The organism is Nocardia sputorum (genome assembly GCF_027924405.1).
Taxonomy (GTDB): Bacteria; Actinomycetota; Actinomycetes; order Mycobacteriales; family Mycobacteriaceae; genus Nocardia; species Nocardia sputorum.
The window spans coordinates 3,335,117-3,360,432 of the sequence record NZ_AP026978.1 but is presented as its reverse complement, the minus strand read 5'-3'; the positions used below and the strand labels follow the sequence as shown (position 1 = coordinate 3,360,432).

The window sequence follows — 25,316 nt, the reverse complement described above, 5'->3', positions numbered from 1 at the left end:
GCGGCGATGGGGCGACGGAATCCCGCTGAACAGAAAACGGCATATCCGGCACCGCGTCCCGCGGTCACGATGAGCCATCGTCCTCTCCGAGGGAACGGAGGCTCCTATGAGTTCGGCAGCCACGCCGGAATCCGATCCGCGGCCCGACCCCACACTGCTGCGCAGGATCGCCGTTTCGAGCTTGCTCGGCACCGCGATCGAGTATTACGACTTCCTGCTCTACAGCACCATGACCGCCCTTGTGTTCAACAAGGTCTTCTTCCCGGCCTCGAATCCGGCGCTGGGAACCATCGCGGCGTTCGGCACGCTCGCCGCAGGGTACGTGGCCAGACCGATCGGCGGCGTCCTCTTCGGCCACTTCGGTGACCGAATCGGCCGCAAATCCATGCTCGTCTTGACAATGGGGCTGATGGGAGCGTCGAGTTTCCTGATCGGCGCGCTGCCGACCTACCACACCGCCGGCATCGTGGCGCCGCTGTTGCTGGTGCTGCTGCGTGTTGTGCAAGGGGTGGCCCTCGGCGGCGAATGGGGCGGCGCGACGCTGATGGTCACCGAGCACGCCGAACCGCATCGGCGCGGCTTCTGGAACGGGATCATGCAGATGGGGTCACCGATCGGGTCGCTGCTGTCCACCGGTGTCGTCGCCACGGTGGCACTGCTGCCTGCGGAGGACTTGCTCTCGTGGGGCTGGCGCATACCCTTCCTTGCCAGCATCGCACTGCTCGCGGCGGGACTGTATCTGCGAATAGGCGTCACCGAGAGCCCGGTGTTTCGCGCACAGACCGGCAGCCAGACGCCCGCACCCTCGATCCCCTTCGTGGCCGCGCTCCGCCAGCCGGTGACCCTCCTGCTGGCGTGCGGGATCGGGATCGGCCCCTTCGCACTCACCGCCCTGCTCAGCACCTACATGCTCAGCTACGCCACCTCCATCGGCTACGCCCGCTCCAGCGCCGTGACCGGCCTGCTGTTCGTCTCGAGCACCGCGCTCGTCGCGATTCCCCTGTTCTCGGCGTTGTCCGACCGCGTCGGGCGCAGGCCGGTCGTCCTCGGCGGCGGCATCGGCATCGTGCTGCTCGCTTGGCCGGTCTACGCACTGGTGGATTCCGGGTCGGTGCCGCTGCTGTTCACCGCCATGGTGCTGGGGCAGCTTCTCCAGTCCGCCATGTTCGCGCCGTTGGGCGCCCTGCTCTCGGAGATGTTCGGCACTTCGATCCGCTACACCGGCGCGACGATGGGCTATCAATTCGCGGCGTTGCTCGGTGGTGGCTTCACTCCCCTCGTCGCCAGTGCCCTGCTCGCTTCCCGAACGACCAGCACGCCCCTGGTCTTGCTGGCCATGGGCTGCGGCGTCGCGACCATTCTGTGTATCTGGCGAGTTCGTGAGACCAAAGGCGAGGACCTTCGCCAAACCGTCACCGCCTCCGCCGGGCTCCCCGCCTCCCCAGTGGCGGCCGACGGTTCCGGTCAATGAAATAGCAAGCCTTGCAGCATTTCTGCGCTTGATACAACGGAGAGGGCACAGCGCCGGTTGCCATTCTGTCACCGGCCGTTGATTCCCTCGATCCGATCGGCGCGGCCTACCCTTCTCGACCGGAAGCGAGCCCGCAACCCGCCGATGCGGCACTGAGTGACAGAACGTCATATTCTGACGCTATTACTCGGAGACGCGTCGGTTTCGTCGGCGAACACGGCGCCGAAGGTCGGCGCGGCGGAAAGGAGGCCCGGTGGAAAAGTCAGCTCGTCCCACCCTCACCGAACGCCGGGCGGAGGAATTGCGTCTGGCCATCGCCCTCACTGCGCGAGACCTGTTCATCTCCGAGGGCAGCACCTCACCTACGGTGGAGACCATCTGCGCGATCGTCGGTATTTCGCCGCGGACCTTCCACCGCCATTTCCCGGTGAAGGAGGACGTGCTCTCACCGTTGTTCCGACAGAGCGAACAGCTCATCATCGAACTCTTACGTACGGCTCCCGACGACGCCGATCCCGTGCAGGTGCTCACGCACGCTTTCACGACCGAGGTCCATCAGCGGCAGGTGCTCGAGTTCGACCGCAAGTTCATGGACCTGATGATCAACACGCCGCCCTACCGGTTGCGCTGGCTGGAGTGGGGAGAAGGGTTGTGCGGAGAGATCACCGATTTCCTCGCGCGCCATTTCGACCTCGGCAACGATCCCTTCCTACGAGCGTTGCCCGCCCAACTGGTGATGCAGACCATGCGCCAGGCCTACATCCACTGGGTGGACACCAGCCACTCCGGCGATTTCGAGGAGGTGGAACGGCTTCTCTCGCGCGGTATGCGAATACTGCTGACCGGAATCGACGCCGTCACTCCCTCGCGCTGACCCGCCCTCTCGGCCGACTGTCCGCCGTCAGCGACGGATGCGCATCGCGCCACAGGTCGGCGCATCCCAGCCGAGTGCGGCCGACTGCGCGAGGAAACCGTCGAAGGCGGCGGCGATGTCGCGCGGCAACGGCGTCGCTCGTCGCTGCTCGAGGTCGACATGGACGAGCAGGATCTCGAGGGTGTTGGACAAGCGGTCCCGCTCCCGGTCGAGGAGGAAGGTCATCATGTGCACGGCCTTGTCACTGCGATCCAGCACCCGCACGTGTACCGAGAAGGAGTCGCCCTCGCGCAGTTCACTGTAGTAGGCCAAGTGGTGTTCGGCCGTGAACAGCCCGAGGCGCCGATCCTGCCGATAGCTCTCGTCTACACCCGCTTCACGCACCAGAACGTCAGCCGCCTGGGAGTTTCTGTTCAGATAATGCAGCACGTTCATGTGGCCGTTGCCGTCGGTCTCCGCCTCGGTGACAGTGGCGGTCAGCGCAGCCGGGATTGCGCGGATCTGCGGGGCGGTGGGTAGTTCGATCACCATGGGCCAGATCCTGCGGTACTCGATCGGCAAGGTACGGCAGTGTGTCCGCTCACCGAGACATCCTCGCAAAGAACTGGCGGTCCGGGTCCGGGGGCGTTGTCCCACCGTGTGGTCAGCACGCACGCGAATCGCCGCAGCGCCGCCTCACGCCAACTGCCCGCCGTCGACCACGAAGTCCTGACCGGTGCAGTAGCTGCTCGCGTCCGACGCCAAGAAGGCGACCAGCGCCGACACCTCGTCGGGGCGGCCGACCCGAGCGATGGGCAGGTTTGCCACCGCGCCGCCTCCCGCTCGCGTCGCGTCCGACACCATCGCCGTGTCGATAGCGCCTGGGCAGATGGCGTTGACCCGAATCCCCAACGCGCCCAATTCCTTCGCAGCCGACCGCGTGGCACCACGCAGTCCCCACTTGGCCGCCGCGTAGGCCAGACCGCCCTCGTAGCCGGTCATCCCAGCCGTCGAGGCGATGTTGATGATCGACCCGCCACGCTGGCGCATCAGGGGAAGGACAGCCTGCATGCCGAGGACCGCGCCGATCAGATCGACATCGAGGACGAACCGCAGTTCGGCCTCGGTGAGTTCGCGCAACGGTGCCCGTGGCGCCACGCCCGCGTTGTTGACCAAGACATCGAGCCGTCCGAACTCCTCCCACGTTTCTGCTACGACCGTGCGCCAGGCGTCGGCGCGCCGGACGTCGAGTTCGACGGCCAGCGTCGAGCCCGGCAGCCCCGCGGCGACCGCGCCGACCTCGGCGCGGTCGAGGTCGCCGAGGACCAGCCGCGCCCCCAGCGCGGAGAGTCGGCGCGCGTGTTCCGCGCCTTGCCCACGTGCCGCTCCGGTGACGAGCACGACCTTGTCGCTCAGGTCCAGCGATATCGGTGCGATCTCGTTCATTCTGTCCTTCCTTCGCCGACGGTCCACGGCGATTCTGGGCCGCAGTGCGCCGACTCCGGCGCCGGTCGTCCGCCCAGTGGACAACCGGCCGTGCCGCACCCGTCCCAGTGAGTGAAATCACTTGCCGAGAGGCCACACCGCGACTGCTAGAACGAGTTCGCAGCGCAAGCAGCCGTGCATTGCGGCCCAACAAGCTCGCTTGCGTTCTCTCATCCCAGGAGGGTGGACATGAATCCGGTTCAGCAGGAATCGCAGGAAGTCCGCAGTATCGAAGCAGCAGCGGCTCCGACGCGTTTCGCGCGCGGCTGGCACTGCCTCGGACTGATCCGCGATTTCGCCGACGGCAAACCGCACGCCATCGAGGCTTTCGGCACCAAACTCGTGGTGTTCCGCGGCGAGAACGGCACGCTCAACGTTCTCGACGCCTACTGCAGGCACATGGGCGGCGACCTCAGCCAGGGCACCGTCAAAGGCGACGCCGTCGCCTGCCCCTTCCACGACTGGCGCTGGGGTGGTGACGGTCGCTGCAAGGAGATCCCCTACGGCCGCCGGGTGCCGCCGCTGGCCCGGACGCGCACCTGGCATGCGCTCGAGCAAGACGGAATGCTGTTCGTGTGGAACGACCCGGAGGGCAAGAAGCCCGACCCGGACGTCGCCATTCCCCGGATCGACGGCGCGACCAGCGACGAGTGGACCGACTGGCACTGGTACCGCACCGTCGTGAACACCAACTGCCGCGAGATCATCGACAACGTCGTGGACATGGCGCACTTCTTCTACATCCACGGTTCGCTGCCGACCTATTTCAAAAACGTGTTCGAAGGCCATATCGCCACGCAGTACTTCAAGAGCGGGGCGCGCGAGGACCTGCCCGGCCCCGAAGGCGCTCCCAAACTGCTGGGAACTTCGTCGGTCGCGTCGTACTACGGGCCGTCCTTCATGATCGACGACCTGACATACCACTATGAGCAGGGCGATCATCACACGGTGCTGCTCAACTGCCACTACCCGATCGATGCGAACTCGTTCGTGCTGCAGTACGGCATCATCGTCAAGAAGTCGCAGAACCTGCCCGAGGAGCAGGCGATGGCGACGGCGATCGCCCTGGGCGACTGGGTGAAGGTCGGGTTCGAGCAGGACGTGGTGATCTGGAAGAACAAGGCCCGCATCGACAATCCACTGCTGTGCGAGGAGGACGGCCCGGTCTACCAGCTGCGCCGCTGGTATGAGCAGTTCTACGTCGACGTCGCCGATGTGACCCCGGAAATGGTGGACCGCTTCGAGTTCGAACTGGACACCACCCGCCCGGTAGAGGCATGGCAGGCCGAGATCCGCGCCAATCTCGCCGCGCGCGCCGATCTGGCCGCCCAGACCGGCTCCGCCGAGGCTTCGGCCTGATGCCGCCGCGCATCGACGAACGGCTGAACGAGGTGCCGATGGCGCCGGTGCGGTGCGAGCACTGCGGCGCAGGCGTGCTCGTTCGCAAGGCCAGCTGGCAGCAGACCAGCGTGCAGTGGAACGCCGCCGCGGCCGCCCGCTGCCCCGAGCTCCGGGACGCGGTGGGCAATGGCCCGTCGCTACCGGGCTGCGGCCGGCTGCGCGATGCCATCGCAGCGGCGGCGACCTGCGGAGAACTCCGGATTCCCGCGGAGGCGGAAACACGGGCCGCCAATAGCTGATCCGGTAGCCGACAGGTCGCCTGCACCGCACACACCGGAGCCGGAACCCGCGTGGCGCGGGTTCCGGCTCCGTGCTGTTCTTGGCGACCGCAGCAGCGTCGGGAACGGCCTCGGTTGGCCGGAAAGAACTCCCAAATGAGTTCGGCCGCTTGAATGTTGCGGCCGCGACTCACTCGTGAGCAGGACAGCGCCAGCCGAAGCCACCGCGGCGAGCGGCCAGCCGCGAGGCCGTCGCCCGATCGAGCAACTCGATGATCTGGCCCAGCGGATCGCGGTGATAGCAGGCCCCCGGTGCGGTGCTGCCATCACCGCCGATCATCCATACCGGCGCACCCCGGCGAGCCAGCTCCGCCGAGGCTGTCGCGACGTCCTCGACGACGAACCCCAAGTGGTGAATACCGGTGGTGGGCTGCCAGATCGGCGAGCCCGGGATCGTGCGCAGCAATTCCACGTGGGGAGGCCCGGCCGACAGCCCCATCCGCTGCACGGTCTGCTGCGCGACCCCCTCGATCCGGCAGGTGAACACCGACTCGTCGAACACCGTGACATCCACCCCGTAGAGCCGGTGCAGCGCCGCCGCACCGGCCTCGACGTCGTCGACCACGATTCCGACGTGATGCAGTTCGGCCAGGTCGTAGAACATCACGAACCTCAGTACATTCCCTCGTTGATCGGCACCCCGAACTCGCCACGGCCGAACATCGCCAGCGCCCGCTCGACATCGTTGATGACATGCACGCTGCCGGCGTGCACGTCGCGCCAATGCCGTTCGATCGGGTTACCGCGCGCGATGGAATGCCCGCCGGAGTTCTCGAACAGCATCTCGACGGCGTGTACGGCTCGCTCGGTGCCCAGCACCTGATCACGACGGGCCCGCAGTCGCAACCGCTCGGGAATTACCTCGCCCGCGTCGGCGTAGCGCATCTGCTCGGCGACGTTGTGGTCCAAGGTCAGGATCGCCGCGTCGATCTCACCGGCAGCGCGCGCGACGCGCACGTGCGCGAACGCGTCTTCGGCAACCTTCTGACCGCCGTAGGACAACCGCACGCGTTCCTTCATCCGCTCGACATGCGCGGTGTAGGCGCCCTGGGCCGCACCGACGATCGCGTGCGTGATCGTGTAGGAGAACACCATGCCGAACGGCAGCTTGTACATCGGAGCGGTGTTGACAGCATGCCCGGGCCCGCGCAGTTGGTCCTGCTCCAACGAACTGTAGGCACGGTGGGCCGGGACGAAGGCGTCCTCGATGACGATGTCGTTGCTTCCGGTGCCGGACAACCCGACCACGTTCCAGACGTCGTCGACGGTGTAGTCGCTGCGCGGGACGAGCGCGGTCAGATACTCCGGCGCCTGACCATCGCGCGAGCACAACGTGCCCAGCAGCACCCACTGGCAGTGGTCGCTGCCGGAGGAGAAGTTCCACCGACCCGACAGCCGGTAACCGCCCTCTACCTCGGTGAGCTTGCCGGTGGGGGCATAGGACGAGGACACCAGGGCATCAGGGGCGTCCTTCCAGACCTCATCCTGGGCGCGCTCGTCGAACAGCGAGATCTGCCACGGGTGCACACCCACCACGGCGGTCACCCAGCCGGTGGACGGGCAGGCGCCGGCGAGGGCGCGTACCACCTCGTAGAGTTCCCTGGGATCGGACTCATAGCCGCCGTATCGCTTCGGCTGCAGCAGCCGGAAGGCGCCGGCTTCCTTCAGTTCGGCGATGGTCTCGGCCGGGACCCGGCGCTGCCGGTCGGCCTCGACGGCGCGGTCGGCGATAGCCGGAAGCAGGGGGCGCACCCGGTCCAGTACATCGTTGCTCACGTTGTTGTTCTCCTGATCTGTCGGGCGCTCCGGACCGGAGCGAGAGCCCGTCGTCACTGCGCGGGCCGGTCGACATCGCCGCGTACTTCCGGGCACCGCCGACGACCGTAGAGCGCGGCGCCCTGTTGCGGACTACGGAATTTCAGCCAGCGGAACGGCGCGGGACGGATCCGGTTGCCGGGAGGTTCACGTCTTCGGCCGCGCCGATTTCGCGATGTGGCAGGCAGCGCGATGGGCGAACACCATCAAGGCTCCGACCGGGTTGCCGCCTCCGGGGTAGGTGGTACCGCTGACCGCGGCCATGGAGTTCCCCGCCGCGTAGAGCGCGGGGATAGGAAGACCCTCGGAGTCGAGCACTCGGCCGTCGATGTCGGTGCGCAGACCGCCCTTGGTACCGAGATCGGAGAGACCGAAGGCCGCTGCCCGGAACGGCCCTGCTTCGATGGGCACCAACGGGTTCGAGCATCCCGGCACCGAGCGATCGTAGGGCTCGCGGCCTCGTCCGAAGTCCGGATCGTCACCGGCCGCCGCGAGTTCGTTGAAACGGGTGACCGTCTCCACCAAAGCGTCGGGCGGCACCCCGATGCGGTTCGCGAGTTCCGGTAGGGTGTCGGCGGCGTGCCAGAGTCCCGCCCGCTCGTAAGCTTCGGGGTCGGCAAGCGGAATCCCGGTGAACAGCACGGGCGGCTGCGGCACCTCCCCACTGTGGATCATCCAGTAGGGCAGCGTCATTCGGCCGTCGGCCGTGCGGGCCAGCACGTCGCGCGCCACCCGGTCGTAGGGGGCCGATTCGTTGGTGAACCGCTTGCCCGCACCGTCGACAAAGATGCCGCCGGTGAACCAGAGCGAGAAGGTGGAGGAGCCGTCGGGATGAGTAAGTCCCGGCGCCCACCAGGCTTGGTCCATCAAATCGGTATCTGCGCCGATCGCCATCGCGGCCTCGATCGCGGCACCGTGGTTCGCGGGGGGCGACATCGAGTCGCGACTGCTACCCGGCACGCCGAAATGGCGCCGCATGCGATCGCTGCGCTCGAAACCCCCGGCGGTGATCAGCACGCCGCGTTCGGCGCGGATGCGGCGGAGTCCTTGCCGCGTGGCGACGACGGCCCCCGCCACCGCACCGTCGAGACGGATCAGCTCGCGGCAGGCGGTATCCCGGCGCAAATCCGCCTTCGGGAGCTTGCTCAGCGCCAGCAACATCCGTCCGATGAGCGCCTGCCCGCCGATCAGCTGCGCGGGTGGGGGCTCGTTGCCGCGGTCGGTGCCGAGCGGCGGACGCAGCGTCCCGGCGTGCGGGCCCAGAGCGTCGGCGGGCAGCGGCGCAGGAACGATGTGACGCCCGCCAGCCCGTGCGTGCGGAGCCGCACCGAAGTAGTCCGGCCACGGCAGCACCTGGAATTCGAAGGCGGGATCGTTTTCCAGATATTCGATCAGCGGAGCGCCGCCGGTCACGAACGCCTCCTGCAGTTCGGCCGGGGTACGATCGCCCACCACAGCGCGGAAGTAAGCCAGTGCCTCTTCGATCGTGTCGTCGTCCCCGGCGCGGCGCAGGACGGGATTGCACGGAAACCACATGCCGCCACCGGAATAGGCGGTCGTCCCGCCGAAGCGGTCCGTGGCTTCGATCACCGTGACGCGCAAACCTTCGCGGGCGGCGGTGTAGGCGCCGGTCAGCGCGCCGCCGCCCGAGCCGATCACCAGCACGTCGCATCGTTCGTCCCACTGCACCGCGGAATCGACCCAGCTCATCGGTCACGCCTCCCGTCGTCCCAAGTGACAGCGGCGTCACCAGGTGCGCCGATGCTAGGCAGCCGCACTACGGCCCGGACCGGCCCGTTCCGCTCATCGAGACACCAGGTGAGGGCCCGCAGAATGCTGCGGCATAGCCGACTGCGCGGACGCTGTCCACTCAGCGGGACGCGCCAGCCGATGGACCCGTGCGGCGCACCACTCTCAACGGTCGGGCCGTCCACTCCGGTCGGCACCGCCGCTCACCGAAACAGGAGAAACTCGCATGTCCCAGCTTCAGCGCTACACCGGCCGCCGTGTCCTCGTCACCGGCGGTGGTTCCGGCATCGGCCAGGCCAGTGTGCTGCGCATTCTCGCCGAGGGAGGTCGAGTGGTGGCCGCGGACATCAGTGCGGCCGGTCTGCGGGATACCGTCGCCAAGGCCGGGGACGCCGGCGAACGCCTGCACACCGTGGTCGTGGACATCAGTGAGGAGGAGTCCGTGCGCGCAGGCGTCACCGATGCGATCCGGTGGCTCGGCGGGCTGGACACGCTGGTCAACGCGGCAGGGGTATTGCGCTCGGCGCACTTCGAGCAGACCACTCTGGCCGAGTTCGAGCAAGTGTTGCGGATCAACCTGGTCGGCACTTTCCTGGTGACCAGGGAGTCGATTCCCGCGCTGCGCGCGGGCACCGGCCCGGCGGTGGTCAACTTCAGCTCCACCTCGGCGGTATTCGCGCATCCCTACATGTCCGCCTACGCCGCGTCGAAGGCCGGTATCCAGGCGATGACGCATGCGTTGGCGCTGGAGTTCAGTGCCGAGGGCATCCGGTTCAACAGCGTGCAGCCGGGGTCGATCTCCTCCGGAATGACCGACGGCACCGGCGAGGCCAAACAGAGCATCGGGCCCGGCCTGCCCGCCGACGCCGACTTCAAGCTGTTCACCAAGATCACGCCGACGCTGCCGCTTCCCGGCGGCGCCGTCTTCGCCGGACCCGACTCCGTCGCCGCGGTCGTGGCGATGCTCGGCTCCCCCGATGCCTACTTCATCACCGGAACCGAGGTGCGCATCGACGGCGGCACGCACGTGTGACCCTGGTAGCTGTTTCAACACCATTCGCTGGCTTCCGGGTCGGCTTCGCAGGCGCTGTTCAGCGAGACGCTGCGCGTGCGGAGCCGACACGAAGGCGACATTCCCATCACGCGAGTGACGTGGTCGATCATCCGTCCTCGCCCCTCAAAGGTTCACCCCCCGGCTGAGGTTACGCGGCTGAGTCATTCCTCGCGGCTGCGAAGACAGCCGGACTATGACTCAGCACTGCGGCGTGGAACTCGAACTCGGCAGTTGCGGCACCAAGAAACGCCGGATCCTCTCAACGGGACCAGCAACGCATCTCGATAGGGCTCCACGTCGCCCAGCCGAATTCTGCTGGTGCCGAAGCAGATATCGCGCGCATGATCACCGGTGACACCCACCGACCATCAGGGCCGCCCGCTGGCGCCTCCGCAACGGGTCTCCCGCCGAGCGCCGTCGTTCGGTGTGCCGAGCGACGGCGCGGGTCGTCAACGCATCTGTTCCGCCGCGTGCCGCGCAGCGATATAGCCATAGACGAGGCCTTGGCCGATTGTGGCGCCTGCGCCGGGATAGGTTGCGCCGAAAGCGTTCGCGGCGGTGTTGCCGATGGCGTACAGGCCCTCGATGACACTGCCGTCCTCGCGCAGCACCCGCGCATTCCGGTCGGCCACTACGCCACCGCAGGTACCGAGGTCGCTGAGGACCATCTTCACCGCATAGAACGGCGCGGTGTCCAGCGGCGCCAGATTCGGGTTCGGGGAAACCGTCGGGTCGCCGTAGTAGCGGTCGTAGGCGCTCTCGCCGCGCGCGAAATCCGGATCGGTGCCGCTCTCGGCGTACCGGTTGATCTCGCGGAAGGTCTCGGTGAGGGCGGCCTCGGGCACACCGATCGCTCGGGCCAGTGCGGCGGGATCGTCGGCCCGGTAGGCGATTCCGGCCTCGTACCAGGACTCCGGCAACGGCTGCTTCGGGAATGCGCGGCCGGCCATGATGTAGCTGTTGCGGTACCGCTGGTCGAACACCAGCCACATCTGCTCGACCGGGTCGCCGCGCCGCTCCCGCTCCAGCAGCGCCTGACCAAAGGACATGTAGTCGGTCGCCTCGTTTATGAATCGGCGGCCTGTCTGATCGATGACGAACGAGCCCGGCAAGGAGCGTTCGGCGAGCATGACCTGCGGAGCGGCGCCGGGCAATGCCGCGAAGGCGGGGAACCACCACGCCTGGTCCATCAGCGCGATGGCGGCGCCGAGCTCCTGCGCGGCGACGATGGCATCACCGGTGTTACCTTCGGAGCCGAGGCTGGCGTCTTCCTCGAGCTTCGGCGACTGGAACTTGTGCCGGGCCACCATGTCATGGTCGAACCCACCGGCGGCGAGAACCACGCCGCTCCGCGCGGTCACGGTGATCTCCCTACCGCCTTGACTCAGCACCGCACCAGTCACTCGATCGCCGTCCTGGATCAGGCGTACCAGGCTCGTCTCGGTCCACACCGGGATACCCGCTCGCAGCACGCCCGCGAAAAGGCCGGCCGCGAGCGCCTGCCCTCCAGCCACGTACTCACGACCGATCAGCATGCCGCCGATACCCAGCGACGCCCGACGCAGGATGCGGGAAAACGCCTTGAGCGGTTTGCGCGCGACCAGGTTCATCCATTTGTAGTCCGCGCCGGTCACCGGCATCGGGAACGACGCCTTCATCACGCCTGCCCGTAGCCGCGGCCGCTCCGCGCCCAGCACCGAGGCGTCGAACGGGCGGCACTCGCAGGTGCGGCCCTCAGCCCGGCCGCCGGGCTCCTCCGGGTGGTAATCGGAGTAGCCCCGCGCCCAGAAGAAACGCATCGGCGTCGTGCGCTCCAGCATCGCGACCGTCGACGGTCCGGACTCGAGAAACGCCTCGCCACGCTCGGCAGGGGCGGAATCCCCCACTACCGCTTGGATGTACGTCCGCGCCTCGGCCAGCGCGGCAGGCCCGTTGTCGGGCAGGATCGAGCTTCCGGGGATCCAGAAGGCACCGCCGGAGCGCGCGGTGGAGCCACCGACGTAGGCGGTCTTCTCCACGATGAGAGCGGACAGTCCGGATTCGTGCGCGGCGAGCGCGGCAGCCATGCCGGTACCAGACCCCACGACGAGAAGATCGACAGTCGTATCGCGGGCGATGGTGAGCGGGGGCATCGGCTTCTTCGCCATGATCGAGAACTCCACTCTCAGAGATCGGCTGGAACGCCTCACGGTAAGTTCCATGCCCGCAGAGACCGGCTCGACTTTCCATTCAGCGGGAGATCCCGCTCACTGGACACTGCCGCTGCCCTGCGGATCAGCAGCTGGCTAGCGTCCGGGCATGAGCAACACCTGGAGCAGAGAAGAACTGGAAAAGGCTTACCGAACGTGGCATTCGACCGTTGCCCGCGCGGCCGCGGGCGAAGGCAGCTGGCGTGATTTCGTCGACCTGTTCACCGCCGACGCCGAGTACCACGAGCAGATGGTCGGCGTGCTGAAGGGCCGCGATGCCATCTGGGCGTGGGTCGAGCCGACGCTGGCGACGTTCCCCGGCGCGGCGATGACATCGTTCCCCGACTACTGGCACCTGATCGATGAGGTCAACGGGGTGATCGTGGTGAAGCTGAACAACCTGATGCGTGATCCGGGCGACGGCTCGCGGATGGGCGCGGACAACATCAGCATCCTGACCTACGCCGGTGAGGGGAAATTCTCCAAGGAGGAGGACATCTACAACCCGGCCGAGTTCGTCGAACTGGTCCCGAAGTGGATCCAGCGCGCCATGGAACTGGGCACCTTGAGCGAGGACGAACTCGCCTGGTGCAAGCAGCAGGCCGCCGCGGCTGCCACCTCCTGACCTGTTCCTGCCACAACACAGCGAGCCACCGCGTTACGCGGTGGCTCGCCCGTCGTTCCAGCGTCAGTGCGCGCTCACCGCCGCATCGGCGCCGAGGTAAGCGCGTTCGACCCGGCCGGGGTCATCGCGGAGCTCCGCCGCGCTGCCCTGGTCGGCGATCTGTCCGTGCACCAGGACGACAGCCTTGTCGGCGACGCCGAGCGCCAAGTGCACGTGCTGTTCCACCAGCAGGACGCTGGTGCCCTCGGTGTCGGCGAGTTGCTTCAGCACATCCAGGATTTCGCTGACGATGACCGGGGCCAAGCCCATGCTCAGCTCATCGATGAGCAGCACCGCGGGCCGTTGCAGGATGGCTCGGGCGATGGCCAGCATCTGCTGCTCGCCGCCGGAGAGGCGCCCGGCGGCCACCGGCAGCCGCTTCTCCAGGGCGGGGAAGTACTCCAGCACTTGGCGCAGCCCGGTGCGTCGCCGCGACCGCTCGGTGATCGCCAGCAGAAGGTTCTGCCGGGCGCTCAGCTGGCGGAACAAGGCGCGATCGTCGGGCACCAGCACCATTCCCGCCCGTACCGCGTCGCGCGGGCGGCCGCTGTGCACATTCCGGCCCCTGACCCTGACCTCGCCGCCGGTATACGGGAGCAGCCCGGCCAGCGTCTCCAGCAGAGTTGTCTTACCGGCACCGTTCGGGCCGAGCAGGCAGGTGATCTCGCCCTGCTCGAGAGTCAGATGGACATCGCGCACACACGGGCGTTCCTTCAGGTAGCCCGCGGTCACACCGCGGCATTCCAGCGTGGTCACAGCGGGGCCTCCTGCGTGGTGAGCGGACGGGCGTGCAACGCCGGGACCGCTTCGTGGTCGAGGTCGACGGTGTCGGCCGGCACGCCGAGGTAGGCCCGCAGCACCTCGGGATGGGAGCGGATCTCCTCGGGCGTCCCGGTGGCGATGACGGCGCCCAGGTCCAGCACGATGACTCGGTCACACACCGTGAGCACCAGCTCCATGTCGTGATCGACCAGCAGGATTCCGGGGCCGTCGGCGGCGACGGCGCGCAATTTCTCGCCCAGCCACCGGCTCTCGGCGTTGTCCAGCCCGGCCGCGGGCTCGTCCAGCAGCGCGACCGCGGGTTCGGCGGCGAGAACCCGTGCCATCGACACCAGCTGACGCTGCCCCTGCGACAACAGCCCGGCCTCCCGTCCGGCGAGCTCGCCGATGCCGAGCACTGCCAGCGTGCGGGAGACCCGCTGCTCGACCGATTGTTCGGATCGCGACCGCGCCGCACCTACCCGGACGTTCTCGGCGACCGTCAGATCGTCGTACAACTCGACGTCCTGGAAAGTGCGGCCCAGTCCGGCCCGGCTGCGCGCGTGTGGTGGGCGCCCGGCCAGTGGTACGCCTGCCAGGGACACCGTCCCGGTCGCAGCGGCGAAACCGGTGACCGCGTCGATGACCGTCGTCTTGCCCGCACCGTTGGGGCCGATGAGCCCGACGATCTCACCCGAGCGCACGTCGAAAGTGACGGCGGTGGCTGCCTGCACCGCGCCGTAGGTGACGCCGACGTCGCGCACCGACAGGATCGGCTCGTCCCGATCGGGGACCGCCCGTGCCGTGGCAGGCAGGTCCGGGCCGAGTCCGCCGGTCACGGTGCGGCGGCGCAGCGCGGGCCACGGAATCGAAGGAAGCTTGCTCGCGATGCCGTCCGGATTGCTCATGACGGTCACGACGAGCAGGACGCCGCTGATCACCGCGTAGTAGTCGCCGATGTGCAGGAACCGATCGATCAGCAGGTAGAGGATCCCGCCGGGGGCCATGACGCCGGCCAGGATGCCGCCGGTGATCGAGGTGATCCCCGCGACGTAGACCACTGCGAACACGGAAATCCCGAGGAATACGGTGAACGGTTCGGGGGTGGCCAGGGTCTGCTGGTATCCGAGCAACGCGCCGCCGAGCCCGGCGACGAAGGCCCCGAGGGCGAAGGTGATCAGCTTGGTGCGGGAGACGTCGATGCCCGCCGCTGCCGCGGAGCGTTCGTTGGCGCGCACCGCGAGCATGTCGGTGCCGAGACTGCTGCGGCGCAGCCACGCCACCCCGAGTCCGACGACGGTCAGCACGACCAGACACAGCAGCCCGAAGGCCGGACGCGGGTAGGCCTCGCCCGCGCCGATGCCCAGATCGATCCCGAACAGTCGCGGGGTGTCGATAGGCGCGCCCTGCACGCCGCCGTTGAGCGAGGGGTTGCGGAACCAGAACGCCTCCACGAACACCGCGAGCGCGAGGGTCACCACGATCAGCGGCAGGCCACGCACCCGCAGTGCCGGGAGGCCGACCACGACGCCTACTGCGGTGGCCAGCAACGCGGCCACGACAGGCGCGAACGGGAACGGGATGCCGACATGCTGGTTGAGCACACTCAGCGCGTAGGCCGACACACCGGCGAGGGTGAGCTGGGCGAGCGACACTTGGCCGGCGTAGCCGGTGACGACCACCTGGGAGAGCCCGAGTACCGCGAAGATGATGCTGCTCACGATCGCGGCGCGCCAACTGCCCGAGGTCGCCAGCAGGGCGACGACTGCGACGGCCACCGCCACCAGCACCGGGAGCAGGACGTTGTCCGGCCGCGGCGCCCGGCCCAGGGTTCGCCGGATCACCGAGCCGCGGTCCGGCAGCGGCCTGCCTTTCACCACCAGGAAGCCCAGGATCAGCAGCAGCGAGATCGCCTCGGCGGTGCCCGCTCTCGGCCACCAGTCGTAGAGCCCCTGCAAGTTGGTGGCCTCTGCCTGCAGCGCGCCGATGGCGATGCCGGCCGCCACGGTCGCCCAGATCGAGCTGAAGTTGCCGACCAGGGTGGCCGCCAGCGCGGGCACGATGAACAGCGAGTACGCCACCGGGTTCAGCGCCACCAACGGGGCGATGAGGATGCCGCCCATGCCTGCGACCACCGACGACAGCGCCCAGTTGGCGAACGCGATCCGGTCGGGCGACAGCCCGGTCAGGTACGCGCCCTTCTCCGACTCCGCCGCGGCCTCGGTCGCCGCGCCGAACCTGGTGTAGCGGAAGACCGCGGTGGCCACCAGGGCAAGGCCGGCGATGGCCCCGGCCAGAAGGACCCGGTCGGTGGGCACCTTCCGGTCACCCAGCGAGAAGGTGTCGAGCGCGAAGATCGGCTTCACCGCGACCAGGTGCGTGCCCACCCGCTGGGCGATCAGCGCCTGGATCACGACCATCAGCCCGATCGAGGCGACGGCCTTGGCGATCACCGAGGCGCTGCGCATGGGCCGGAACACCAACGCGTAACACAGCACCCCGAGGACCGCAGCCGCGACCAGGGAGATCGCCATGGCGGGAACGACACCGAGCGGCCCGCCGAGATCGATCGTCTCGGGCAGTCCCGGTATCGGGACCATCAGCTCGCCCTTGCGCAACAGGGCATAGGTGTAGGCGGCATACAGCGCGACCGCGCCGGTCGCGAAGTTCACCACCCCGGAACTCTTGAACGTCATCACGAGCGCGAGCCCGAGCGCGGCGTACACCGCCCCGTTGCCGAGGCCGAGCACAAGATACGAAAGATGGTCAGTCATGGCTGATCTCCCTGGCCGTACACCGGTGCCGGGCGGGCTAGCCGGTCACCTCGAGGTTCACCGGAACGCCCTGATCGTTGAGTTCGCCGATCAGCATCTGGCGCGAACAGATGGACGGCATCATGGGCACGGCGGTGCCGTCGCAGGCAAATGTGACGCCGCCGCCGGCGGGCATCTCGACGCTCTTCGCCGACCGCAGCGCCTCCTTGATGCTCGCCGCGTTCACCTCGCCCTGAATGCCGCCGATGGCCTGGGCCACCGCCATGACGACCTGGTAGCCGGTCGACGCCGCGCCGGTCACCGTTTCCTTGGGCGCGTAGGTCTGCAGCACCGAGCGGTAGAGCACCGAATCCGGCCGATCCGACAGATAGTCCGTCGCGGTGATACCGATGCTGCCCGCCACCGCGTTCATTCCGATGATTTCGGTGACCATCGGGTCCAGGCAGACCGGGATGTAGACCTTCTGCACGCTCGCGTCGGTGGTCTGGATCGCCTTGTACACCGAAGCGCATGTGCCCGCGTCGGCGACAACGCTGACTCCGTCCGGCTTCCCGGACAACCCCGAGGTGACCAGCGGCGTCGGATCCGGGACGCCGAGCGGGATCGGCACCACCTTCAGTCCCACCTGGACGGCCTGGAAGATCGGACCGCCCATCGCCTCGATCAGGGCGGCGGTGCCGCCACCGTCGCTCACGAACAAGGTGAAGGTCTTCATCCCCTTGCTCTTGGCCGCGGTGGCCATCGCCGTCACGGTGCCGGGCAGGCCGGCGGACAGCGCCGCGGAATCGGGCGAGGTCAGCTCCTGCGGGGAGACACCGTTGAGGGTGATGTAGGGAATTCCCGCACCGGCGACGATCGGCAGGATGGTGACGCCCTGTGAGGTGCCGGGGGACAGCACGGCGGCCACCTTCTGTTCGACGAACTGGTTCGCGCATTTCGTCGCCGAAGTCGGCTCTTCCTGCTGCTTGCACACCACGAGGTCGATCGGGTGGCCCGCGATGCCGCCCGCGTTCTTGTTCAGGTAAGCCACGGCGGCCTCGGCGCCCGCACGCATCTGCGGCAGCGACACCACGGCGCCGCCCTCGGTCGATACGAAGCCGATACGCACCGGCGTGCCCGTCGCAGGCTTGTCCGGGAGTGCCGTGGTCGACGCACCGGCCACCGCGCTGTTGTTCGACTCGTCATCGCCGGCGCAGCCCGTCGCCGCGAGCGCGGTGAACAGGACTGCCGCGCCGATGCCGGCGATGGCGCGCCGGTGACGACTCAGACCACCAAGTCTCATGATCTGGTTCTCCTTCTCCGAAGGCGAGGCCGCACCGGGTCGTCCCGACGAAAAGGTCCTCGCGTGAGCCACATCACTGCCGATGTGGGCGGAGAATTATGTGCGCACTCCGCCGCCGTCCCCGAAGGGCACTTCCCGGTGACCGGGACAATCGGTGGCGGAAGCGCCGGAAAAGAGGATCCGGGTCAGCGAGTGCCGGAACCGCCGAAGCGCCGCAGGTAACCGGGGAGCCTGCGCAGCGGGACGGCGCGCGGCCAGTCGTCGGCCCGGAAGTACGCGTCGCTACCCCCGTCGACGAACACCACGCTTCCGCAGAGGAAGCGCGCGGAGCCGGACAGCATGAACACAGCCCACTCGGCGAGATCGCCTGCGTCGCCGAATCCGCCGATCGGTATCGGGAACCGGCGGATCGCCTCGGCTTCGGCGGGCGTGGCGAGTTGCTGCTCCAGTAGCGGGGTCAGCACGGCGCCCGGAGCCAGCACATTGAGCCGGATTCCCGCACCCGCCCACCCGGCTGTCACAGCGTGGCGCCGCACCCAGCGAGTCACCGCGATCTTGGAGGCCGCGTAGGCGAGGGCGGGCGCGTTCTTGCCGAAGATGCGGATCGCTCGTAATGCTGTGTCGACGTCGCCGGCCAACAGCGAGCGGATCGCCCGGCTGGGCACCGCGGGCGTCGTGGTGGTCGCGTTGCTGCCGAAAACGACCACCTTGGCCTCGGTCGCCGCAGCCAGCGCCGACCGCCAGCCCTCGAGCAACTCCACCACCCCGCGATAGTTCACCTCGTAGATGAGCCGCGGCCGTTCTGCGCCGGGAACTGGGCCGACTCCCGCCGCGAGAACGGCGCCGTCCAACCGCCCGTCCACCACGGCGAGTACACCGTCGACGGCCGCGCGCCGCCCCTGCGCCGTGGACAGGTCGGCGACGATCTCGGCGTCCCGGAGATCGACTCCGACCACGGTGTGCCCACTGCCGCGCAACTTGTCCACCACGGCTCGTCCCATCCCGGAGGCCGACCCGGTAACGACATAAACACCCACCAGAGCACCTGCTTTCCGCTGTTCCAGCATCGACGATCGACTGCGGCGCAATATTGACACACTTCGCCAAAAATGGTGGGCTGTCGCAGTGACCGATCAGATCTCCGTTTCTCGTGGACGCGGCCGACCCTCGGTACTGGACAGCTCGGCCGTCGCCGAAAGCGCGCTGCGCCTGTGGTCCGAACGCGGCTACGCTTCGACGAGCTGGAGCGATCTCGCGCGCGCCACGGGAATCAGCACACGGACCTTGTTGCGTCACTTCTCGTCGCGGTCGGAAATCGCCTGGCTCGGCGTGGAACCGGCGACGGCGCGGCTACAAGACGCCCTCGACAACGCCCCCCGCGCCGGTGAGCTCTCGCTCGTCATCCGCTCCGCCATCGTCGAGTCGGTCTCGCATGAACCTCGGGTCCGGCGCGTTGCGCCCGACTGGCTGCGCCTGATCTCCTCCGAGCCCGAACTCGCCGCCACCGCACCGCTGGCCTACCGCCCCTGGATCGAGACGCTGGCGCGCTATATCGCGAGCCGGCTCCCTGATGCCCCCGCAGCCATCTGCCGAGCGCTGGCCACCGCGTATCAGGCGGCGGCTTTCGCCGCCTTGATCGAGTGGGCCGACGCCGGCGCCCAAGGCGACTGCGCCGACGCGGTCGAGGAGATGCTGCGGTGGATGGACATCCACGCGCCCGTGACGATCCCGCACGACCGACTTGCGCCCCAGAAATCCCAACCCACACAGGGAGTTTCCCCATGACCGCCTCCTCCGCCACCCCATTCGCCCGGCCGGATCCTCTCGCACCCGCCTCGCTCGGTCCGGTGCGGTTGCGCAACCGGATCATCAAGTCCGCGACTTTCGAGGGAGTAACGACCGACGCTTTGGTCACCGACGCGCTGATCGACTTCCACGTCGCGGTCGGCGAGGGCGGGGTCGGCATGACGACGGTCGCCTACCTTGCCGTGTCACCCGAAGGGCGCACCGAAAGAGACCAGATCTATTGGCGGCCCGAGGCACTGCCAGGTCTGCGCAAGCTCACCGACGCCGTACACGCCACCGGTGCCGCGATCTCGGCACAGATCGGACACGCAGGGCCGGTTGCCAACTCGCGTTCCACCGGCCTGCCGTCCCTGGCCCCGTCGACCCGGCCCAACCCGCTGTCGATGAGCCTCGACCGGGCCGCCACCGAGGACGACATCCACCGGATCATCGACGCCCACGCCCAGGCCACCCGGCACGCGATCGAAACGGGATTCGACGCGGTGGAGGTCCACCTCGGGCACAACTACCTGGCCAGCTCGTTCCTCAGCCCGAACATCAACCGCCGCAAGGACGAATGGGGCGGCTCGCTCGCCAATAGAGCGCGGTTCGCCCGACGCATCCTGCGGGCGGTCGGCGAGGCCGCCGACGGGCGAATCGCGGTACTGGCGAAGATGAACATGGCCGACGGCGTCCCCGGCGGCCTGTGGCTCGACGAATCCCTTGCCGTCGCGCAGATGATCGAGCGCGACGGTTATGTCGACGCGCTGGAACTCACCGGCGGCTCCTCACTGCTGAATCCGATGTACCTGTTCCGGGGTGACGTGCCGGTGCGCGAGATGGCCGAGACCCAGCGCGGCCTGGTCAAGCTGGGCATGAAGCTATTCGGGAAGATGGTATTCCGGAACTATCCCTACGAACCGCTCTACTTCCACGACTACGCACGCCAGTTCCGCGACGAACTCGATATGCCACTCGTCCTACTCGGCGGCATCACCGATCTCGCGGGAATGAACGCCGCGATGGACGACGGGTTCGAGTTCGTGGCCATGGCCCGCGCCCTGCTCCGCGAGCCGGATCTGATCAACCGTATCCAGTCGGAGTCGTCGAAGAAATCGCTGTGCATCCACTGCAACCTGTGTGCGGCCAGCATCTTCACCGGCACGCGGTGCCCACTGGCAACCGACCGACGGGGAGCCGGTACCAGGGCGCCACTTGACCTTCCTTCGTGATCCGCTTCACATATCAAGGGCGGTGTGGCAGGATTTCCTAATAGAAATAGCCACGTCAGAGCACTGGTGATAGTGACAAAGGAGTCAGCGCATGACGATCGCGCAGGACATGCGGCCCAGTGAGGCGACTACCCCCAGCGCCCTTCTCGACCGGCTGTCGCTCGTCCTCGACGCGTTCGACGGACGCGACAGCCTCGGCCTGACGGAGGTCGTCTCCCGTACCGGCCTGCCGCGCTCCTCCGCCCACCGGATGCTGGACCGGTTGGTCCAGCTGCGGTGGCTTCGGCGGGAGGGTCGCAACTACAGCCTCGGTATCCGTCTCGTCGAGCTCGGGTCGCTCGCCGTCCATCAAGACCGGGTGCACGCGGCATCCGGCGAGCACCTGCAGCACCTCTATCGAGCCACCGGCATGGTCGTGCATCTTGCGGTGCTCGATGGGGACGACGTCGTGTATCTGGACAAGATCGGCGGACGCCTTGCCGCCCACGTGCCGACCCGTGTCGGAGGCAGGTTGCCTGCCTCGAAGTCGGCGCTCGGCAAGGTCCTGCTCGCCTTCGCCGGCCGAGACGAGCCCGGCAGCGCGCTCACCCGGGAACTCGGATACGCCGTCGAACGCAACGGCGCGCTGCACGGATTCGGCTGTATCGCCGCACCGATCGGGCCGGTCGGTGAGGCGACGACCGCCGTGTCGATCTGCGGACCGCTCAGCCGGATGAGCTTCGACAGCCGGATGACCGCCCCGGTCCAGCTTGCCGCACATGCCATCTGGCGCAGTATGACCGCCGGCGGCCGAGTCACCCCTACGCTGCAGCGCCGCAACATCCTGCGGTCACTGCCGACCGCCCCCAGCGTGCTCGCCGAAGGCTGAGCACCAGAGCTCAGCCACCGCGAACCGGAACTCAGCTCTTCGCGGAATCCTCCCCTACCGTGCGCCAGACCCCAGGATGACGGGGAACCGGAAGATCGTTCTCGTCGCGGACGGCCAGCTCACGATAACGCGCGGCCGCCTCGTCGATATCGGCCAGCAACTGTTCGGCCAGCGCGATCTCTGCCTCGAAATGACGCTGCGCCCACCGCAGACTCATCTCGGTGAACGCCCACCCCGGCTCCGGCTCCGACCGGTCGGCGTGCACGGCGGCCCGGTTCGCCTGCTCGCGCAAGTTGTCGATGTGCGTCCGCACGATCCGCTTCAGGTGCTCGGGGTCGTGCAGGTGACCCATCCACAGGCGCAGCATCACACCGTGTTTGAGCACCGGCATGTCCACCCCGGCGTTCCGAGACCAGTTCCGCAGCGCGCGCAACCCCGTATCGGTGATGCCGTACAACCGCCGCCCGCGCACCCCTTCGTCGGTCACCAGGCGGGACCGCACCAACTCGAGCTCCTCGAGCTTCTTCAGCTCGGCGTAGACCTGACTGACCGACGGGCTCCAATAGAAGAAGCCGATGCTCCAGTCCGCCCACTTCTTCAGATCGTTGCCGGTCAGTTCCTCACCGAAGGACAACATGCCCAGAACGGCCCAGCTGGTCGCGGGCAGGTTGGGGTAGGAATCGACGTCGGCTGGCACGATTGTGCAGCTTACAAGCCGTTGAACAGTATTCGGAGCCAGCGGCTCCCGGCCACCGGGATGACGAGCCGCCGGGTTCCGGGGCAGCGCCTACGTTCGGTTCCATGGACGACCCAGCCCTTTACATCATCGACCGAGTCGTGCTCCGACCCGGCAGCGCACGGGCGTTCATCGACGCCTATCTCGACGAGTACGCCCCCGCGGCACGAGAACGCGGATTGACGCTGGAGCGAATCCTGGTGAGCCCGCCGGCCTGGATCGAGGACGAGACGAACACGGTCACCGCGACTTGGACCGTGTCGGGCACGGCGGCCTGGTGGGCGGCCGCGGTCCGGGCGCGCCACGATCCCGCCCCGGCGCAGTGGTGGGAATCGATGGCGCCGATGATCGTCGAGCGCACCCGGTCGATGGCGAGCCGTTCCGAGGACGTGGAAGGACTTTGCGATGTATAAGGTGACCCGCTTGCTGCACCTGACCGATCCCGGCGACGACATGGTCACAGAGGTGACGATCAAACGCATCACCGCCGCGGCCGAATCGGCCGGCGCACGGCAGTCGCTGGTCATTCGCACCCTGCCGGGAGCGCGCAATGGCGGAGATGTCCTCGCCCACTTCCAGTTCCCATCGGAAACCCGGTGGAGACGCAGCCGCGCCGCGATCGACGAGGCGATGTCCGTGCCCACGATCGGGCACATCGACGGAGTGGAGTATGTGGGCGGGTCGCCTGCGGACGGGCGCGCGGGACGGCGGTGGACATCACGCCCGCCGCGGGTATACCGGACGCTGCTGCTACGCGTGGACGCCGCGGCAGACCCGGCGGAGATCCGCCGGTTCGAGCACGCCACGCTGCAGATGCCCCGCCACATCCCCGCCATACTGGCCTGGCAGCTGAGCCCGGTGCGGCGCGCCACCGGGATGTCGCAGTGGACGCACGTGTGGGAGCAGGAGTACGCCGATGTCGACGCCCTGCTCGGGCCCTATATGAATCACCCGATCCACTGGGGGCATGTGGACCGATGGTTCGATCCGGAGTGCCCCGAGCAGATCATCAAGGACCGGGTCTGCCACAGCTTCTGCGCGATCCCGGCGCCGGTCATCGACGCGGCGCCGGTGATGCCGCCGGCCGCGGGCGAAGGCTAACGACCGAGGAAGGCCAGGACGGTGGCCTCCCATGCCTGCTTCTGCTCGATCATCACCCAGTGCCCGCAGTTGGGGAAGATGTGCACCTCGCCGTTGCGCAGGGTGCGCATCGGCAGCAGGGCCATGTCGACCGGGCTCACCCGATCGTCCCGGCCCCAGGTCACCAGCACCGGGACCGTGATCCGGCCCAGCTTCGCCCACCCCGGGACGGTGTCGGCGTTGCGGCCCGCCTCGGCCATCCGGGCCAAGGCGGCCTTGCCGTACATGCGCCGCGAATTCTCCAGGGTCGCCGGATCTGTCGCCTGCTGCCAGCGCTCCTCGATCAGTTCCTCCGTCACCAGAGCCGAGTCGTACACCATCGAGTGCAGCCAAGCTGTCAGCGCTTCACGAGTGGGGTTCTCGACGAACTCGCTCAGCCGCACGATCCCCTCCCCCGGCTGGGCGCTGAAGACGGGCGTTCCGATCCCGCCGATGGTGACCAGCCGATCGACCCGGTCGGGGTTCGCGAGGGCGAAATCCGTAGCGACGAACCCGCCCATGGAGTTTCCGACGACGCGCACGCGGTCCAAGTCCAGCCCGTCCAGGAAGGCGCCGACCGCCTGTTGCGCGGACATCATGGGGTGTGGGGCGCCGAAATCGTCGCTGACCCCGAAACCGGGAAACTCCAGCACCAGTGTGCGGTAGTGCTGCGCGAAAACCGGGACATTGGCTCCGAAGTTGCGCCATCCCGTCACCCCGGGACCGGAGCCGTGCAACAGCAGCAGGGGCGGACCGTCACCGATCTCGCGGTAACGCAGGACGCCGTGCTCGGTGGGCAGTTCACGCAACTCGGGAACTACTCGGGATTCGACTGAGGTACTCATGGCCTGAGCCTGCCACCGCCGAGACAGACTGTCCGGCAGCGTTCCCGGTGAGCGGCACACCCTTTCGAGCTGGTCGCGCCCCTGCTCAGTGCAGGCGTGGAATAGCGTCGCCGGTGGGGAGCTGTATACGGGACTCGGGCAGTTCCTGCGCCCGTACCGCCCGATCGATGCTGCGGTGCAGCGCGTCGCACCCGCGCTCCTGGTGACCGACTCCCCGATGCTGGGCCGCGATCACAGGGCAACGGCCCGCGTCACCGGTCCACTGGACCGAAGTGTGTGCGGGACTGAATTTCTCGATCAGGACACGCTGGCCGCAGCGCTCGCAATCCAGCGGGCGCATCGTCATCGCGGTCTACCAGCGCTCGGGCCGACACTGCCGTAGCGGCCGCGGAAGAAGATCAGCGGAGCCGAGTCGGAGGCGTACAGGTGCCGCACCCGGGATACCACGATCGTGTGGTCGCCCGCGGCATGCTCGGCCTCCAGCTCGGCTTCGATCCAAGCCAGGCAATCCGCGAGAATCGGCGCCCCCGCCGGCGACGGCTGCCATTCGATGCCCTGGAACTTGTCGGCGCCGCGGGTGGCCAGCTGCCGGCACACCGGCTCCTGAGCCTCGGACAGGATGTTGACCGCATAGCGGCCCGCCGCCCGCACCCGGGGCCACGAAGTGCTGGTCGCGGCTACACAGAAGGCGATGAGCGGCGGATCCAGCGACACCGAGGTGAACGAGTTCGCGGCCAGGCCCGTCGGCGCCCCGTTGTGCGGATCGATGCCCGTGATCGCGACAACGCCGGTGGCGAAGTGCCCCAGGACAGTGCGCATCAGAGCCGGATCCAGCTCCGGAAGATCCGTTCCACCCGTGTCCCGGGGCGCCTCGCGGTCGATGCCGATGGATGTCATCCCCTGCTCCTCATGGGTTGATGGACACACGCCGTGACGGTATCGGCCGGCACTACATCG

At 68.0% G+C, this 25,316-nt stretch carries 24 protein-coding genes; 11 read left to right on the top strand and 13 right to left on the bottom strand.

What is annotated here, in order from left to right; translation table 11 throughout:
• Window positions 1-106: 106 nt before the first annotated feature.
• Together QMG86_RS15430 and QMG86_RS15425 are read left to right on the top strand one after the other, a co-directional pair.
• Window positions 107-1,471: an MFS transporter gene (locus QMG86_RS15430; protein WP_281880322.1), complete on the top strand. Its 1,365-nt coding sequence runs from the start codon at window positions 107-109 to the stop codon at window positions 1,469-1,471.
• A gap of 253 nt (window positions 1,472-1,724) precedes the next feature.
• A complete protein-coding gene (locus QMG86_RS15425) occupies window positions 1,725-2,345 on the top strand; it encodes a TetR/AcrR family transcriptional regulator (RefSeq protein ID WP_281880321.1) in 621 nt (206 codons plus the stop codon).
• Window positions 2,346-2,372: 27 nt separating this feature from the next.
• On the opposite strand, the gene QMG86_RS15420 is transcribed toward QMG86_RS15425, so the two are convergent.
• Entirely contained in the window at window positions 2,373-2,876 is a 504-nt protein-coding gene (locus tag QMG86_RS15420; protein ID WP_281880319.1) for a thioesterase family protein, read from the bottom strand.
• A 144-nt stretch (window positions 2,877-3,020) separates the two neighbouring features.
• Window positions 3,021-3,770 carry an SDR family NAD(P)-dependent oxidoreductase gene (locus QMG86_RS15415; RefSeq protein WP_281880318.1) on the bottom strand — a complete coding sequence of 250 codons (750 nt, stop codon included), beginning with the start codon at window positions 3,768-3,770 and terminating at the stop codon, window positions 3,021-3,023.
• A 228-nt stretch (window positions 3,771-3,998) separates the two neighbouring features.
• Here QMG86_RS15415 and QMG86_RS15410 point away from each other — a divergent pair, with 228 nt between their 5' ends.
• Together QMG86_RS15410 and QMG86_RS15405 are read left to right on the top strand one after the other, a co-directional pair.
• Window positions 3,999-5,168 carry a 3-ketosteroid-9-alpha-monooxygenase, oxygenase component gene (locus tag QMG86_RS15410; protein WP_281880317.1) on the top strand — a complete coding sequence of 390 codons (1,170 nt, stop codon included), beginning with the start codon at window positions 3,999-4,001 and terminating at the stop codon, window positions 5,166-5,168.
• Window positions 5,168-5,449: a ferredoxin gene (locus QMG86_RS15405; protein ID WP_281880315.1), complete on the top strand. Its 282-nt coding sequence runs from the start codon at window positions 5,168-5,170 to the stop codon at window positions 5,447-5,449. Before QMG86_RS15410 ends, QMG86_RS15405 begins: the two co-directional genes overlap by 1 nt.
• A 169-nt stretch (window positions 5,450-5,618) precedes the next feature.
• Here the strand turns inward: QMG86_RS15405 and QMG86_RS15400 are convergent, their stop codons facing one another.
• From QMG86_RS15400 to QMG86_RS15390, 3 genes are all read right to left on the bottom strand, one after another.
• On the bottom strand, window positions 5,619-6,092 hold the full coding sequence (locus tag QMG86_RS15400) for a VOC family protein (RefSeq protein WP_281880313.1): 474 nt from the start codon (window positions 6,090-6,092) through the stop codon (window positions 5,619-5,621).
• A gap of 8 nt (window positions 6,093-6,100) precedes the next feature.
• Window positions 6,101-7,264 carry a 3-hydroxy-9,10-secoandrosta-1,3,5(10)-triene-9,17-dione monooxygenase oxygenase subunit gene (gene hsaA / locus QMG86_RS15395; RefSeq protein WP_281880311.1) on the bottom strand — a complete coding sequence of 388 codons (1,164 nt, stop codon included), beginning with the start codon at window positions 7,262-7,264 and terminating at the stop codon, window positions 6,101-6,103.
• Window positions 7,265-7,450: 186 nt separating this feature from the next.
• Complete coding sequence (locus tag QMG86_RS15390) at window positions 7,451-9,013, bottom strand: FAD-binding protein (protein WP_281880309.1); 1,563 nt, start codon at window positions 9,011-9,013, stop codon at window positions 7,451-7,453.
• 265 nt (window positions 9,014-9,278) lie between these two features.
• Here QMG86_RS15390 and QMG86_RS15385 point away from each other — a divergent pair, with 265 nt between their 5' ends.
• Window positions 9,279-10,085, top strand: coding sequence for an SDR family NAD(P)-dependent oxidoreductase (locus QMG86_RS15385; RefSeq protein WP_281880308.1), 807 nt, complete (start codon window positions 9,279-9,281; stop codon window positions 10,083-10,085).
• A 470-nt stretch (window positions 10,086-10,555) separates the two neighbouring features.
• Here QMG86_RS15385 and QMG86_RS15380 read toward each other — a convergent pair whose 3' ends face one another.
• Window positions 10,556-12,253, bottom strand: a complete 1,698-nt coding sequence (locus QMG86_RS15380; protein WP_281880307.1) for a 3-ketosteroid-delta-1-dehydrogenase — start codon at window positions 12,251-12,253, stop codon at window positions 10,556-10,558.
• 151 nt (window positions 12,254-12,404) lie between these two features.
• Between QMG86_RS15380 and QMG86_RS15375 the strand changes: the two genes are divergently transcribed.
• A complete protein-coding gene (locus QMG86_RS15375; RefSeq protein WP_281880306.1) occupies window positions 12,405-12,920 on the top strand; it encodes a nuclear transport factor 2 family protein in 516 nt (171 codons plus the stop codon).
• Between the two features lie 63 nt (window positions 12,921-12,983).
• On the opposite strand, the gene QMG86_RS15370 is transcribed toward QMG86_RS15375, so the two are convergent.
• The 4 genes from QMG86_RS15370 to QMG86_RS15355 all read right to left on the bottom strand — a co-directional run bounded on the left by QMG86_RS15370 (window position 12,984) and on the right by QMG86_RS15355 (window position 18,811).
• Entirely contained in the window at window positions 12,984-13,715 is a 732-nt protein-coding gene (locus QMG86_RS15370; RefSeq protein WP_281880305.1) for an ABC transporter ATP-binding protein, read from the bottom strand.
• Window positions 13,712-16,492, bottom strand: coding sequence for a branched-chain amino acid ABC transporter permease/ATP-binding protein (locus QMG86_RS15365; protein ID WP_281880304.1), 2,781 nt, complete (start codon window positions 16,490-16,492; stop codon window positions 13,712-13,714). The genes QMG86_RS15370 and QMG86_RS15365 overlap by 4 nt, the downstream gene beginning before the upstream one ends.
• Window positions 16,493-16,529: 37 nt before the next feature.
• Complete coding sequence (locus tag QMG86_RS15360) at window positions 16,530-17,774, bottom strand: ABC transporter substrate-binding protein (protein ID WP_281880302.1); 1,245 nt, start codon at window positions 17,772-17,774, stop codon at window positions 16,530-16,532.
• Window positions 17,775-17,959: 185 nt separating this feature from the next.
• Window positions 17,960-18,811, bottom strand: a complete 852-nt coding sequence (locus tag QMG86_RS15355; RefSeq protein WP_281880301.1) for an SDR family oxidoreductase — start codon at window positions 18,809-18,811, stop codon at window positions 17,960-17,962.
• Window positions 18,812-18,899: 88 nt separating this feature from the next.
• Here QMG86_RS15355 and QMG86_RS15350 point away from each other — a divergent pair, with 88 nt between their 5' ends.
• The 3 genes from QMG86_RS15350 to QMG86_RS15340 all read left to right on the top strand — a co-directional run bounded on the left by QMG86_RS15350 (window position 18,900) and on the right by QMG86_RS15340 (window position 21,659).
• On the top strand, window positions 18,900-19,559 hold the full coding sequence (locus QMG86_RS15350; protein WP_281880300.1) for a TetR/AcrR family transcriptional regulator: 660 nt from the start codon (window positions 18,900-18,902) through the stop codon (window positions 19,557-19,559).
• Entirely contained in the window at window positions 19,556-20,791 is a 1,236-nt protein-coding gene (locus QMG86_RS15345; protein WP_281880299.1) for an NADH:flavin oxidoreductase, read from the top strand. The genes QMG86_RS15350 and QMG86_RS15345 overlap by 4 nt, the downstream gene beginning before the upstream one ends.
• 91 nt (window positions 20,792-20,882) lie before the next feature.
• On the top strand, window positions 20,883-21,659 hold the full coding sequence (locus QMG86_RS15340) for an IclR family transcriptional regulator (RefSeq protein ID WP_281880298.1): 777 nt from the start codon (window positions 20,883-20,885) through the stop codon (window positions 21,657-21,659).
• A gap of 31 nt (window positions 21,660-21,690) precedes the next feature.
• Here QMG86_RS15340 and QMG86_RS15335 read toward each other — a convergent pair whose 3' ends face one another.
• Window positions 21,691-22,296 carry a helix-turn-helix transcriptional regulator gene (locus QMG86_RS15335; protein WP_281880976.1) on the bottom strand — a complete coding sequence of 202 codons (606 nt, stop codon included), beginning with the start codon at window positions 22,294-22,296 and terminating at the stop codon, window positions 21,691-21,693.
• Window positions 22,297-22,460: 164 nt separating this feature from the next.
• Here QMG86_RS15335 and QMG86_RS15330 point away from each other — a divergent pair, with 164 nt between their 5' ends.
• Entirely contained in the window at window positions 22,461-22,808 is a 348-nt protein-coding gene (locus QMG86_RS15330; RefSeq protein ID WP_039798577.1) for a hypothetical protein, read from the top strand.
• Window positions 22,801-23,496 carry a Dabb family protein gene (locus tag QMG86_RS15325; protein ID WP_281880296.1) on the top strand — a complete coding sequence of 232 codons (696 nt, stop codon included), beginning with the start codon at window positions 22,801-22,803 and terminating at the stop codon, window positions 23,494-23,496. Before QMG86_RS15330 ends, QMG86_RS15325 begins: the two co-directional genes overlap by 8 nt.
• On the opposite strand, the gene QMG86_RS15320 is transcribed toward QMG86_RS15325, so the two are convergent.
• Both QMG86_RS15320 and QMG86_RS15310 read right to left on the bottom strand, forming a co-directional pair.
• On the bottom strand, window positions 23,493-24,359 hold the full coding sequence (locus QMG86_RS15320) for an alpha/beta fold hydrolase (RefSeq protein ID WP_281880295.1): 867 nt from the start codon (window positions 24,357-24,359) through the stop codon (window positions 23,493-23,495). The genes QMG86_RS15325 and QMG86_RS15320 overlap by 4 nt on opposite strands.
• A gap of 342 nt (window positions 24,360-24,701) precedes the next feature.
• Complete coding sequence (locus QMG86_RS15310) at window positions 24,702-25,256, bottom strand: flavin reductase family protein (protein ID WP_281880292.1); 555 nt, start codon at window positions 25,254-25,256, stop codon at window positions 24,702-24,704.
• Window positions 25,257-25,316: the final 60 nt, after the last annotated feature.

Coding starts and splice junctions, on each gene's coding strand:
- QMG86_RS15430 (WP_281880322.1), top strand. CDS start 107: ATGAGTTCGGCAGCCACGCCGGAATCCGATCCGCGGCCCGACCCCACA.
- QMG86_RS15380 (WP_281880307.1), bottom strand. CDS start 12,253: ATGGCGAAGAAGCCGATGCCCCCGCTCACCATCGCCCGCGATACGACT.
- QMG86_RS15365 (WP_281880304.1), bottom strand. CDS start 16,492: ATGACTGACCATCTTTCGTATCTTGTGCTCGGCCTCGGCAACGGGGCG.
- QMG86_RS15325 (WP_281880296.1), top strand. CDS start 22,801: ATGTATAAGGTGACCCGCTTGCTGCACCTGACCGATCCCGGCGACGAC.
- QMG86_RS15360 (WP_281880302.1), bottom strand. CDS start 17,774: ATGAGACTTGGTGGTCTGAGTCGTCACCGGCGCGCCATCGCCGGCATC.
- QMG86_RS15330 (WP_039798577.1), top strand. CDS start 22,461: ATGGACGACCCAGCCCTTTACATCATCGACCGAGTCGTGCTCCGACCC.
- QMG86_RS15310 (WP_281880292.1), bottom strand. CDS start 25,256: ATGACATCCATCGGCATCGACCGCGAGGCGCCCCGGGACACGGGTGGA.
- QMG86_RS15345 (WP_281880299.1), top strand. CDS start 19,556: ATGACCGCCTCCTCCGCCACCCCATTCGCCCGGCCGGATCCTCTCGCA.
- QMG86_RS15410 (WP_281880317.1), top strand. CDS start 3,999: ATGAATCCGGTTCAGCAGGAATCGCAGGAAGTCCGCAGTATCGAAGCA.
- QMG86_RS15400 (WP_281880313.1), bottom strand. CDS start 6,092: ATGTTCTACGACCTGGCCGAACTGCATCACGTCGGAATCGTGGTCGAC.
- QMG86_RS15415 (WP_281880318.1), bottom strand. CDS start 3,770: ATGAACGAGATCGCACCGATATCGCTGGACCTGAGCGACAAGGTCGTG.
- QMG86_RS15385 (WP_281880308.1), top strand. CDS start 9,279: ATGTCCCAGCTTCAGCGCTACACCGGCCGCCGTGTCCTCGTCACCGGC.
- QMG86_RS15390 (WP_281880309.1), bottom strand. CDS start 9,013: ATGAGCTGGGTCGATTCCGCGGTGCAGTGGGACGAACGATGCGACGTG.
- QMG86_RS15335 (WP_281880976.1), bottom strand. CDS start 22,296: ATGTTGTCCTTCGGTGAGGAACTGACCGGCAACGATCTGAAGAAGTGG.
- QMG86_RS15340 (WP_281880298.1), top strand. CDS start 20,883: ATGACGATCGCGCAGGACATGCGGCCCAGTGAGGCGACTACCCCCAGC.
- QMG86_RS15405 (WP_281880315.1), top strand. CDS start 5,168: ATGCCGCCGCGCATCGACGAACGGCTGAACGAGGTGCCGATGGCGCCG.
- QMG86_RS15375 (WP_281880306.1), top strand. CDS start 12,405: ATGAGCAACACCTGGAGCAGAGAAGAACTGGAAAAGGCTTACCGAACG.
- QMG86_RS15420 (WP_281880319.1), bottom strand. CDS start 2,876: ATGGTGATCGAACTACCCACCGCCCCGCAGATCCGCGCAATCCCGGCT.
- QMG86_RS15320 (WP_281880295.1), bottom strand. CDS start 24,359: ATGAGTACCTCAGTCGAATCCCGAGTAGTTCCCGAGTTGCGTGAACTG.